This is a genomic window from Aeromonas rivuli (assembly GCF_000820045.1).
Classification (GTDB): Bacteria; Pseudomonadota; Gammaproteobacteria; order Enterobacterales; family Aeromonadaceae; genus Aeromonas; species Aeromonas rivuli.
On record NZ_CDBJ01000016.1, the window covers coordinates 70,282 to 82,486 of the forward strand.

Sequence of the window (12,205 nt, forward strand, 5' to 3'; positions counted from 1 at the left end):
CCCGATCATAAAATACAAGGGGAGTCTAAGTTCCTATGGCCAATCAGACCGGATTACAGTTCACCGCCCGGGTAGGGGCCTTGCCCGAATCCACCTTCGCCCTGGTCGAGTTCAACCTCGATGAGCAGCTGAGTCGCCCCTTCAGCCTGCGGCTCGATCTCGCCAGCCATCAGGCCGATCTCCCCTTCGCCGACCTGCTCGACCAGCCCTGCGAGCTGCTGGTCTGGTACAACGGCGAATTGCAGCGCCGGGTCAGCGGTGTGGTCAGCGACGCGGCCCAGGGAGACAGCGGCTTTCGCCGCACCCGCTACCAGCTGGAGGTCAAACCGGCCCTGTGGCGCCTGGGCCTTCGTCGCAACGCCCGCATCTTCCAGGCGCAAAAACCCGATGAAATCATCAGCATCTTGCTGCAGGAGGCGGGCATCACCGACTACGCCTTCGCCCTGAAAAACGACCATGGCCAGCGGGAATATTGCGTCCAGTACCGGGAATCCGACCTCGATTTCGTCAACCGCCTCGCCGCCGAGGAGGGTATCTTCTACTTCCATGAGTTCGAGCAGGGCAAGCACCGCATCGTCTTCGCCGACGATGCCGCCGCCCTTGTGGCGGGCCCCGAGCTGTTCTTCAATCTCGGCAACCGCTCCCTGGAGCAGGGCCCCTATGTACGTCAGTTCCACTACCGCGAATCGGTGCGCACCAGCGATGTGGAGCTCAAGGACTACAGCTTCCAGACCCCGGCCTATGGCCTCTCCCATCAGGCGGTGGGCAGCGCCCTCGACCATCAACGGGATGCCTACCAGCATTTTGACTACCCGGGCCGCTTCAAGGCCGACCCCAGCGGCAAGGCGTTCAGCCAGTACCGGCTCGATGCCCTGCGCAATGACGCCGCCATCAGCACGGGCCAATCCAACTGCGCCGCCTTGCAGCCGGGCCAGCGGTTTACCTTGAGCGAACACCCCAACGCGGCTCTCAACGACGACTGGCAACTGGTCAGCATCCAGCACACCGGCAAGCAGCCCCAGGCCCTGGAAGAGGAGGGGGGCAGCGAGCCCACCGTCTATTACAACCAGTTTGCCGTGGTGCGCGCCAAGCAGAGCTGGCGCCCCCGGATCCCCCACAAGCCCATGGTCGACGGCCCGCAAATCGCCTTCGTGGTGGGCCCGGCAGGCGAGGAGATTTACTGCGACCAGCATGGCCGGGTGAAGCTGCAGTTCCCCTGGGACCGCTACGGCAGCTCCAACGACATGAGCTCCTGCTGGGTACGGGTCAGCCAGGGCTGGGCCGGTGGCCAGTACGGCATCATGGCCATTCCCCGCATCGGCCACGAAGTCATCGTCAGCTTTTTGGAAGGGGACCCGGATCAGCCCATCGTCACCGGTCGCACCTTCCACGCCACCAACCGGCCGCCCTACGAGTTGCCCACCCACAAGACCCGCACCGTGCTGCGCACCGAGACCCATCAGGGGGAGGGGTTCAACGAGCTGCGCTTCGAAGATCAGGCCGGGCAGGAGGAGATCTACATTCACGGTCAGAAAGACCTCAATGTGCTGATAGAGAACGATGCCGCCTGGCACATCAAGCACGACCAGCACAGCGACATCGACCATGAGCGGGTGACCCGCATCAAGGCCAATGACCATCTCACTGTGAATGGTGAGAAGCGCGACCACATCAAGGGCGATCTGTCGCTCAGCGTAGATGGCTCCATGCATCAGAAGCTGGGGCAATCCCTGTTGGTCGAGGCGGGCTCCGAGGTGCATATCAAGGTCGGCGACAAGCTGGTGCTGGAGGCGGGCAGCGAGATCACCCTCAAAGGGGGCGGCAGCTTCATCAAGGTGGATCCCAGTGCAGTGACCCTCTCAGGCCCCGGCATTAAGCTCAATGCCGGTGGCAGTCCCGGATCAGGTTCTGGCTGGGCGGGCAAGATGCCCATACCGCCCAAGCCGGTTGCCGCTGTTCCCGCACCTGCGGAAGCCGAGTTTACCCCCCCTCCTCCCAGTCAGCTTGGCATGGAAGCCCTGCTCAAGGAGCAGGAGCTGGTTCCACCTAAGCCCAAGGCTTTCTTCTTGTTTTCTGAATAGTGGAGCTCGCCCCCATGAAGTACGCATTTCCCATACTGACCCAGGACGGCAAGGAATTTGCCGATAGCAAGGCGCTCAATGGCCTGCTCAAGGGTGAATCGGGTGGTCACTATCTGCTGGGTGGCCACAGCAAATGGCATGGCGGCATTCACATCAGTGAACAGACGGCGCCCTGGTGCAAGGACAAACATCCGGTGCGCTGCATCGCCGATGGCAGGGTCGTCGCCTTTCGCATGATGCCGGACTACCTCAGCTCCACCTTTCAGGATCAGACGCTCAAATATTCCAACTGTTTCTGTCTAGTCGAGCACGCTTATTGTGAAACCAACCCTGATACGAAGGAGAAAAACGAATTTTCGTTTTACTCCCTCTATATGCATCTGTTGCCCTGGGATCACCATCAGCAAGGGGACAAGCTGGTCCTGAAAGTGGGGCGTAATGTGCGCAATTCTGTGCCTCATCTGCATCCAACGCCAGAGGAGCTGTTGTCTGACGAGCAGCTGCCCTCCCTGACCCTGCCCGCAGGTACAGAATTCGAACGGGTGGCGGGCACGCCAACCAAACGGGGAACCCTGGGAAAAACGGATTACGACTTTGTCCTGGTCAAGGTGCTGAGCCCTGGCAGGCAGAGTCAGCAGATGTTGGCGGCTCAGGGTGATAATGTCTGGCTTGCCATGGATGAGAAGGCGGTGGCAACCATCAAACCTCAACTACCCAACTGGCTCTATGACCAGGTGGAGGCCGAGCTGACCACCGCCATGGCCGGACGCGCCGATCCCATACCGGGTGAAGCTGGCGAGTTGCCCAAGGCAGGGGCACACTCCGTCTCTCTGCCCGCTGGCACCCGCATCCGCTTCGATGCGCACCAACAGGAGTTCCAGCAGAGCAACGGCAAATCACGCAAGATGGCGCGCTGCTCCTTCGAGACTCCAGCGATTCAAGGCGGCTCAGCCGCTCTGTGCGGCATGGCTTGGGTCTGCGTCGAAGATGAATATATCAAGGTGCAAAACAAGTCGGCCAGCCACCTGGGTGAGCTCTATGTGCTGCCCAGTCCGCTGCCCATAGCGGCTGGTGACACCATTGGCTATCTGGGTCTGGTCGAGACCCCGACCAGCCTGGTAGAAAGAGATGAAAAAAAGAGCATCCATCAGCTGCATCTGGAAGTCTTCAGCCAGGATCCCAAGCTGGCCGATGTACTCGCCAACAAGGCCCAGACCAAAGGTGGCGCCAGTTATGCCAAGGTGCCCGCAGGCCTCACTCTCGCCAAAAAATCGCAGCAAGCCAATGCTGTCAGCTTCACCCCGACCGAGACCCTGAGTCAGGAAGTTCTGCTCGACTCCCCCAAGCAAGCAAAAGATAATGCCGATATCGACTGGATAGAGGTGATGACAGGGCTATTCGTGCAACAGAGCAAGGTGGAGATGCTGAGTCAGCATGACTGGCTCAAAATTGGTTTTCAGCAGGTTGATGGCAGCGGCTCGGACGGCCACCTGGCTCCTGAGGCCCCCTCCCCCTTTTTCCTGACACTGGCAAAGGCGATTGATCCCAAGCACGAGGGAGAATGGACTAGCGCCGATGTCCATAAGATCCTGCAAGACAAAGCCAAGGCGGAGACTATCCAGAAGCTGATCGTCAAACATCCGAGCGAGTGGTACGAGAAATCAGCCTCGCCCAGCTACCAGTGGCTGGATGAATTGATGGCGGAAGTGGGTCTGCCGGAATTCGACAAGCTGGTTGATCATGAGAAGCAACGCATCGACAGCCTGGAATGGATGCAGAGTGCCGCCAAATTAAAGCTCGGCCCAGATCTGTGGCATGTTTACCCAATGGGGATGATTGGATTGATGGCTAAGCAATTCCCGATAGGAAATACGATAGATTTTGAAACTACGCTTGGCATCTATAGAATCTCTAAAAAATCAGCAGAGTTTATATTGTCATGGGAAGCCTATATGCCTCGACCATATGTCCCTGCAGGAGATCAATTGAGCGGTGTGACTGTTGGATATGGATATGATTTGGGACAGCAGGCTGCCTCATCGGCACAGGCAATACTAATTGATTATTATACGCCCTCTCAAGTAGAGAGATTACTCACGGCTATAGGCCGGAAAGGCGATCAAGCACGAGCCATAGTACATGGCCTATCTGATATAAAAATTGAAAAAGATAAAGCTTTAGATATGGCAATGGTTTTAAAAAAACAATATTCTCAAACCGTTGTGGACACTTACCCTCAGGCGATAAATCTCCCACCAGATAGCGCTGGAGCGATACTATCTTTGGTTTATAATCGTGGGCCATCATTAGCGAGGCCTAAACCGGGGGATTCAATTGATAGACGACGTGAAATGAGAGAAATTCGCGATGATTTTTCTCAAGGCAACATAAACAGTATTCCCAGCAGATTAAGAAGCATGAAGCGTTTATGGGCCAACCAGCGTGGATTAAGAAACCGTCGTGAAGGTGAGGCTGAATTAATTGAAAATGAATTGGCAAAAGGGATTTAATATGAGCTACTTAATTATAATATTTTTTTCTTTTATCACTCTTGTTTTTTCATCATTTAGTCAAGCTTGCGGTGATAATCCCAATGCTATTATTCAGGGGCCTTTCAAAGATAGTGCATTTAATGATGGGGTTGTTTGCTTTCAAAATACACCAGACAAAAGAAATATAATGTTTTATCTCAGTTATATGTCAAAGGATGGCATATATAACGAGGTGGTTGATACATATTATTACTCTGATGCGCCAGCCGAATTAATGTCTGTTTTCTTTTCTCCTGTCAATGGGGAAAAGAATATTGTAGTACTGCTTCGTTGGAATGTAAATTACGAAAGTAATGGAATTCAATATCCATATTTTTATGAGATTAAAACGTATCAGAAAGAAAATAATAACAGGTATAAATTGAATCTTGATTCCAATAAAGATACTCAGCTATCAGGCTATCAAATTAATAAAAATGGAAAGATCATTAATTACCCATTAGATAATGCAGGTAAAATTAAATCTTACCTAATAGAAAAGTATAGGCCGTAGTTTAAAGCATAACTTCAGGTCAGTAAAAATAATATCTATCAACGCAGTTCTAGTTATTCCCCGACACCGGCATCAGCCGGTGCTTTTCTTAAACCTCCCCCCACATCGTAGCGCCACGCTGACGAAGGGTTGTGTGACGGTTCCCCGCATCGTCACGTGCCATCTCTCCGCTGATGGATAGCAGCCAAATGATTTTCCCCTAATCAGGCACCAGCCTTTATCATTGACCAATCCGCCATGGCCCATGGCGGATTGGTCCCCGTCGGCAAACGCCGCCCTGAGATGAGAATTACCGCCTATGAAGTCATTTATCCGACAAGAGATTGCCCTGCCCGCTGGCCTGATCACCCTGGTTTTCTTCAAGACGCTAGGCAGCGACCTGCTGACAGAAGCGACTCCGCTCGCGATCTACCTGCCGGTGTCACTAGCCCTGCTCGCCATCGTCACCTGGGCCATCTTCTCCGTGGTGCGCCACTCTGATGCCCTGGCCATCAAGCTGGGTGAACCCTTCGGCACTCTGATCCTGACCCTGTCGGTCATCTCCCTGGAAGTGGTGATGATCTCCTCCGTGATGCTGACCGGCGATCCCAACCCTGTGATGGCCCGCGACACCATGTTTGCCGTGGTGATGCTGGTGATAAACGGCCTGGTGGGCTTCACCCTGCTGTTTGGCGGCTGGCGCTATCACACCCAGAATTTCAATCTGGATGGAGTGAAATCCTACCTGGTCGCCATCATACCGCTGGCGCTGCTCTGTCTGGTGCTGCCCAACTTCACCCAAGGCGGCACCCAAGGCAGCATGTCCAGCGCCATGTCCTGGATGCTGATCATCATCTCCATCCTGCTCTACGGCGTCTTCCTGCTGATCCAGACTCGCAGCCATAGCCACTTCTTCGTCGACAGCGATCATGAAGATCATGAGGAGCACCACGGCATACTGCGCAGCAACGTCTATCACACCCTGTTGCTGCTCGCCTACCTGGTGGTGGTGATCCTGCTGGCCAAGACCCTGGCCATTCCCATCAATCATGGAGTACAGGTGATGTCGGCTCCGCCCGCCCTCGGCGGTTTCATCGTCGCCTGTATCGTGCTCTCCCCCGAGGCGGTCGGTGCCATCAAGGCGGCCTTCAACAACCAGCTGCAACGCGCCATGAACCTCTATTTCGGATCCGTGCTGGCCACCATCGCCCTGACGGTACCCGCCGTACTGTTTATCGGCGCCCTGATGGGGCAGGAGGTGCGCCTGGGCCTCTCCGGCGCCAACATGGTGCTGCTCGCCACCACGCTCATGGTCTGCAAAGTGACCTTCAGCAGCGGTCGCACCAATGTGTTGCACGGTGCCACCCATCTGGTGTTGTTCGTGGTCTATCTGTTCCTGATGTTCGAGCCCTCCTGACAGGCACTGTTTTTGAGACGAAAAAAGAGCGCCTGGTGGCGCTCTTTTTGCTTTCTTGACGAAAGTTCTCTCGCGGAAATAGCTGCTTACAGGCTCGGCAAGATACCGGCCGGGATCAGATCGTTGTAGCTGGCGGCCCCCAGCAGGGCGGCAGCGGCTTCGATGTCCGGCGAGAAGTATCTGTCCTTGTCATAGAAGCTGACCTGGCTGCGCAGGCGACCCTTGGCCAGCTCGATCAGTTCGGTGCTGCGCAGGGGGGCGCGAAAATCCAGACCCTGGGCCGCAGCCAGCAACTCGACCGCCAGGATGCCGCGGGTGTTCTCCGCCATGTCGGTCAGGCGACGCGCGGCGAAGGTGGCCATGGATACGTGATCTTCCTGGTTGGCGGAAGTGGGCAGGCTGTCCACCGAGGCAGGATGAGCCAGGCTCTTGTTCTCGGAGGCGAGCGCCGCCGAGGTGACCTGGGCGATCATGAAGCCGGAGTTGACGCCGCCGTTGTTGACCAAAAACGCCGGCAGACCCGACATCCGCGAATCGATCAGCAGCGCCATGCGACGCTCTGACAGGGAGCCGATTTCGGCGATGGCCAGCGCCAGGTTGTCGGCGGCGAAGGCCACGGGTTCTGCATGGAAGTTACCACCCGACAGGATCTCCTCATCCTCGGCGAACACCAGCGGGTTGTCGGAGACCGCATTGGCCTCGCACACCAGTACCTCGGCGGCCTGACGGATCTGGGTCAGGCAGGCGCCCATCACCTGGGGCTGACAGCGCAGGGAGTAAGGATCCTGCACCTTCTCGCAGTTGTGATGGGACATGCCGATCTCGCTGCCCTCCACCAGCAGCTGGCGATAACAGCTGGCCGCATCGATCTGGCCGCGCTGACCGCGCACCGCATGGATGCGGGCATCGAACGGGCGACGACTGCCCAGCGCCGCTTCGACGCTCATGGCGCCGATAGTGATGGCACCGGCAAACAGATCCTCGGCGTGGAACAGTCCTTCCAGCGCGAATGCCGTGCTGGCCTGGGTGCCGTTGAGCAGCGCCAGCCCCTCTTTTGGCGCCAATGAAATAGGCTCGAGACCGGCAATGTTCAGGGCCGTGGCGGCATCCATCAGCTCACCCTTGTGGCGTGCCTTGCCCTCACCGATGAGCAAGCAGCTCATATGGGCCAGGGGTGCCAGATCGCCGGAGGCGCCGACGGAGCCTTTTTTGGGCACCACAGGATAGACTTCGGCATTGATCAAGGTGATCAGGGCATTGAGCACCTCCAGCCGGATGCCGGAGAAGCCGCGGGCCAGGGAGTTCACCTTGAGCACCATCATCAGTCGCACGGTGGCGTCATCCATGTAGGTGCCGATACCGGCTGCATGGGAGAGCACGATGGAGCGTTGCAGCTCGTCGAGCTGCTCCACCGGAATGCGGGTATTGGCCAGCAGGCCAAAGCCGGTGTTGATGCCGTAGACGACGCGGTTTTGCTCTATCACTCGGGTCACCACCTCGGCGGAGGCGCGAATGTCAGGAATGGCGCTCTCGTCCAACGAGAGGCACACCGGCTCGCGGCTGACGCGGCGCAGGGTGGCGAGATCCAGTTCGCCCGGTTTCACAGTCAATGCAAACATCTTATTTCACCTCACCAGTGTGGAAACCCTGCGACTCGAGCATGGGCAGATCCAGTTTCGCCTCATGGGCACAATCGATGGCAATCTCGTAGCCCGCGTCCGCATGACGCATCACGCCGGTGGCCGGGTCGTTGCGCAGCACGCGGCCAACCCGCTTGGCGGCATCATCGCTGCCATCACAGACGATGACCACCCCGGAGTGCTGGGAGAAGCCCATGCCGACCCCGCCACCGTGGTGCAGGGAGACCCAGGTCGCGCCACCGGCGGTGTTGAGCAGGGCATTGAGCAGCGGCCAGTCGGAGACGGCGTCCGAGCCATCCATCATGGATTCGGTCTCCCGGTTCGGGCTCGCCACCGAGCCGGAATCCAGGTGATCGCGACCGATGACGATGGGGGCTTTCAGCTCACCATTTTTCACCATCTCGTTGAAAGCCAGGCCGAGCCGCACCCGATCCTTGACCCCGACCCAGCAGATCCGCGCCGGCAGGCCCTGGAAGGCGATGCGCTCACGGGCCATGTCGAGCCAGTTGTGCAGGTGTGCATCGTCCGGGATCAACTCTTTGACCTTCTGGTCGGTTTTGTAGATGTCCTCCGGATCGCCAGACAGCGCCACCCAGCGGAAGGGGCCTATGCCCTGACAGAACAGCGGGCGAATGTAAGCTGGCACGAAGCCGGGGAAGTCGAAGGCGCTCGATACCCCCTCATCCAGCGCCACCTGGCGGATGTTATTGCCGTAATCGAGGGTCGCGGCGCCACGGCTCTGCAGGGTCAGCATGGCTTCCACCTGTCGCGCCATGGAGTGACGAGCCGCCTGGTTCACCTCCTGGGGGGCGGATTTTTGCAGCTCACGCCACTGGGCGACGCTCCACCCTTGCGGCAAATAGCCGTGGATGGGGTCGTGAGCCGAGGTCTGGTCGGTCACCACGTCCGGGGTGATGCCACGGGCCACCAGCTCGGCGAACACATCGGCGGCATTGCCGAGCAGGCCGACGGAGACGGCGGTGCCGCTGCATTTGGCGGCCTCGACCATGGCCAGCGCCTCGTCCAGGCTGTGGGCCTTCTTGTCGACGTAGCGGGTCTTCAAGCGGAAATCGATGCGGGTCTCGTCGCACTCGACGGCGATCATCGAGAAGCCGGCCATGGTGGCGGCCAGGGGCTGGGCACCGCCCATGCCACCCAGACCACCGGTCAGGATCCAGCGCCCCGCAGGCTCGCCGTTGAAGTGCTGGTTTGCCACCGCGAAGAAGGTCTCGTAGGTGCCCTGCACTATCCCCTGGGTGCCGATGTAGATCCAGGAGCCGGCCGTCATCTGGCCGTACATCATCAGCCCCTTCTTATCGAGCTCGTTGAAGTGCTCCCAGTTGGCCCAGTGCGGCACCAGGTTGGAGTTGGCGATCAGCACCCGGGGCGCATCCTTGTGGGTCTGGAACACCCCGACCGGCTTGCCCGATTGCACCAGCAGCGTTTGATCGTCCTCGAGCCGGGTCAGCACCTCGACAATCTTGTCGTAGCAGGCCCAGTTGCGGGCGGCGCGGCCGATACCGCCATAGACCACCAGGGACTGGGGGTGCTCGGCCACTTCCGGATCCAGGTTGTTCATCAGCATCCGCAGGGGCGCCTCGGTCAACCAGCTCTTGGCGGTCAACTGGGTACCACGGGCGGCGCGGATGACCCGGCTGGGATCATGGCGGGGATCCTGCTTCTGCTGCGGTTCTTGCTGCTGATTGTGCTCAGACATTTGACTCTCCTTGTTCACTGTGGGGCTAGGCCCGCTTATCTTGTTAATTGGTGAATGAGACGGGCGGCCACACGGGCGCTGATGCCGTCCCTATCCAGACTCGGGTTCAGTTCGGCCAGATCGGCGAGACGCAGCTTGCCGCTGGCACGGATCTCGGCGATCAGGGGTTCTAGCAGATTCAGGGCCACCCCATGGGCGGCCGGGGCACTGACCCCAGGCATCTGGCCTGCGGGCAGCACGTCGAGATCTATGGTCAGGTAGAGGTGATCCACCTCGGCGATAAAGGCCTCCAGGCCCAGGATCACGCCAGGTAGCTCCCGCTCCGTCATCTCTTCATCCTTGACGATCCAGACATTCAAATCGTCGGCGCGGGCGAACAGCGCCTGGGTGTTGGCCGTCTCGGCCACCCCCAGGCAGGCATAGCGAAATGCCGTGCCCTGCAGTTGGCACTGCTCGGCGATCTGGAAGAAGGGGGTGCCTGAGCTCGCCTGAGGCGCCTTGCGGCGCAAGTCCAGGTGAGCATCGAAGTTGATGATGCCGACGCGGCCACGGCCAGCCAGATGGCGGTTGAGGCCACTCCAGCTGCCGAACGCCACTTCATGCCCGCCGCCCAGTACCAGGGGGAACTGGCCATCGGCCAGCAAGGCCGCCACCCGTTCGGCCAACTGCTCGTGGGCCAGCTCAAGCTCGCCATCCAGACACGCGACATCCCCCGCATCCCAGGCCGGGCGGCGACCATGCCAGGCGGTATTGGCCAGCGCCTTGCGGATATGCAGGGGCCCCTCGGCGGCGCCGACGCGGCCCTTGTTGCGGCGCACCCCCTCGTCACAGGCAAAGCCGATCAACGCGACGCCCTTGGGGGATCCTGGCTGCCAGGGTTGGACCCGGTCGTGCCAACGCAGGGCCAGCTCACCATCTTCCGGATCCTGACGACCCTGCCAGACGCTCATATCAACCATGAATAGTCTCCTTGCCATTGGCGACGCGGCACACCGGCTGCTCGACACCGACCAGATAACTGAGCTCGGCGGGATGGGTGCAGCTCCAGACCACGAAGTCCGCCAGCATGCCGACCCGCAACTGACCGAGCCGCTCCTGCTCCCCCAAGGCACGGGCGGCGTGACGGGTCACTCCGGCCAGGGCCTCGGGGGGGGTCAGGCCAAACAGGGTGCAGGCCATGTTCATGGCCATGCGCAGGGAAACAATCGGAGCCGTACCCGGATTGATGTCGGAGGAGACCGCCATGGGCACATGGGCCCGGCGCAGCGCCTCGACCGGCGGCAGCTTGGTCTCCTTGAGGAAGTAGAAAGCAGTCGGCAGCAGGGTGGCGACCACGCCACGGTGGGCCAGGGCATGGATGCCGTCGACATCCAGATATTCGAGATGATCCACCGACAGGGCGCCGAAGTTGGCGGCCAGGGTGCTGCCCCCCAGGTTGGAGAGCTGATCCATGTGCCCCTTCACCGGCAGGCCATACTGGGCAGCGGCGAGGTAGACCTGCTCGGTCTGGGCCAGGGAGAAGCCGATATGCTCGCAGAACACATCCACCGCATCGGCCAGTCCGGCCTCGGCGGCGGCCGGAATGATCTCCTGGCAGATGGTCTCGACCCAGGAGTCCGGATCATCCTTGCATTCGGGGGGCACGGCATGGGCCGCCAGCAGTGTGGTCTTGACCCGGATAGGCAGAGACTGACCGAGGCGGCGGGCGACTCGCAGCATCTTGAGTTCATCCACCAGAGTCAGGCCATAGCCGGATTTGATCTCGACCGTGGTCACCCCTTCACGCATCAGCGCCTTCACCCGTGGCAGGGCGAGATCGTAGAGCTGATCCTCGCTAGCGGCACGGGTCGCCTTGACGGTGGAGAGGATACCGCCGCCACGCTTGGCGATCTCGGCATAGGGCACCCCTTTGAGGCGCTGTTCGAACTCTTCGGCCCGGCTGCCGGCGAACACCAGGTGGGTATGGCAATCGATAAGGCCCGGCGTCACCAGCTTGCCCTTCATGTCCTGCCAGTGAGCGGGGAAACTGCCCTTGAGTTCATGCATGGGCACCAGCGCCTGGATGACGCCATCCCGCACGCCGATGGCATGAGGCTCCAGCAGGCCATAATCGGCCAGATCGGGCCGCATGGTGGCTGGTAATACGTTGAGCCAGACCCGCTCGCAGTTCAACAGTTCCTTGTTCATATCGCCCCCACAAATGTATATACAATATGTTATAGCCGATCTCTGACAGAAAATACAGCGACGAGATCACATCTTGATAACAGTGGATTTACTTGAGTATAGCCATGAAAAAGCCCACCTGAGGGTGGGCTGATATCAC

The 12,205-nt window shown here is 59.2% G+C and carries 8 protein-coding genes; 4 read left to right on the plus strand and 4 right to left on the minus strand.

Features of this window, described 5'->3' with window-relative positions:
* Window positions 1-35 precede the first annotated feature (35 nt).
* The 4 genes from BN1130_RS02345 to BN1130_RS02355 all read left to right on the plus strand — a co-directional run bounded on the left by BN1130_RS02345 (window position 36) and on the right by BN1130_RS02355 (window position 6,522).
* A complete protein-coding gene (locus tag BN1130_RS02345; protein WP_042040040.1) occupies window positions 36-2,081 on the plus strand; it encodes a type VI secretion system Vgr family protein in 2,046 nt (681 codons plus the stop codon).
* 14 nt (window positions 2,082-2,095) lie between these two features.
* Window positions 2,096-4,591: a pesticin C-terminus-like muramidase gene (locus BN1130_RS22535; RefSeq protein WP_042040041.1), complete on the plus strand. Its 2,496-nt coding sequence runs from the start codon at window positions 2,096-2,098 to the stop codon at window positions 4,589-4,591.
* A 1-nt stretch (window position 4,592) separates the two neighbouring features.
* Complete coding sequence (locus BN1130_RS21470) at window positions 4,593-5,126, plus strand: hypothetical protein (protein ID WP_084218100.1); 534 nt, start codon at window positions 4,593-4,595, stop codon at window positions 5,124-5,126.
* 298 nt (window positions 5,127-5,424) lie between these two features.
* Window positions 5,425-6,522 carry a calcium:cation antiporter gene (locus BN1130_RS02355; RefSeq protein ID WP_042040043.1) on the plus strand — a complete coding sequence of 366 codons (1,098 nt, stop codon included), beginning with the start codon at window positions 5,425-5,427 and terminating at the stop codon, window positions 6,520-6,522.
* A gap of 86 nt (window positions 6,523-6,608) precedes the next feature.
* Here the strand turns inward: BN1130_RS02355 and hutH are convergent, their stop codons facing one another.
* Genes hutH through hutI form a run of 4 tightly spaced genes read right to left on the minus strand, consistent with a single transcriptional unit; the run spans window position 6,609 to window position 12,066 of the window.
* The gene (gene hutH, locus BN1130_RS02360) at window positions 6,609-8,141 is read right to left on the minus strand and encodes a histidine ammonia-lyase (protein ID WP_042040045.1); all 1,533 of its coding nucleotides are present in this window, start codon (window positions 8,139-8,141) and stop codon (window positions 6,609-6,611) included.
* Window position 8,142: 1 nt separating this feature from the next.
* Window positions 8,143-9,879, minus strand: a complete 1,737-nt coding sequence (gene hutU / locus BN1130_RS02365) for a urocanate hydratase (RefSeq protein ID WP_042040046.1) — start codon at window positions 9,877-9,879, stop codon at window positions 8,143-8,145.
* 35 nt (window positions 9,880-9,914) lie between these two features.
* Window positions 9,915-10,838, minus strand: a complete 924-nt coding sequence (gene hutG / locus BN1130_RS02370; RefSeq protein ID WP_042040047.1) for a formimidoylglutamase — start codon at window positions 10,836-10,838, stop codon at window positions 9,915-9,917.
* Window positions 10,831-12,066 (minus strand): imidazolonepropionase, encoded by a 1,236-nt coding sequence (gene hutI, locus BN1130_RS02375; protein ID WP_042040049.1) that lies wholly within the window; start codon window positions 12,064-12,066, stop codon window positions 10,831-10,833. The genes hutG and hutI overlap by 8 nt, the downstream gene beginning before the upstream one ends.
* Window positions 12,067-12,205 lie beyond the last annotated feature (139 nt).

What these genes read in the sequence shown, in the direction of transcription:
- hutU (WP_042040046.1), bottom strand. Translation starts at nt 9,879, where the DNA reads ATGTCTGAGCACAATCAGCAGCAAGAACCGCAGCAGAAGCAGGATCCC.
- hutG (WP_042040047.1), bottom strand. Translation starts at nt 10,838, where the DNA reads ATGGTTGATATGAGCGTCTGGCAGGGTCGTCAGGATCCGGAAGATGGT.
- BN1130_RS02355 (WP_042040043.1), top strand. Translation starts at nt 5,425, where the DNA reads ATGAAGTCATTTATCCGACAAGAGATTGCCCTGCCCGCTGGCCTGATC.
- BN1130_RS22535 (WP_042040041.1), top strand. Translation starts at nt 2,096, where the DNA reads ATGAAGTACGCATTTCCCATACTGACCCAGGACGGCAAGGAATTTGCC.
- hutH (WP_042040045.1), bottom strand. Translation starts at nt 8,141, where the DNA reads ATGTTTGCATTGACTGTGAAACCGGGCGAACTGGATCTCGCCACCCTG.
- BN1130_RS02345 (WP_042040040.1), top strand. Translation starts at nt 36, where the DNA reads ATGGCCAATCAGACCGGATTACAGTTCACCGCCCGGGTAGGGGCCTTG.
- BN1130_RS21470 (WP_084218100.1), top strand. Translation starts at nt 4,593, where the DNA reads ATGAGCTACTTAATTATAATATTTTTTTCTTTTATCACTCTTGTTTTT.
- hutI (WP_042040049.1), bottom strand. Translation starts at nt 12,066, where the DNA reads ATGAACAAGGAACTGTTGAACTGCGAGCGGGTCTGGCTCAACGTATTA.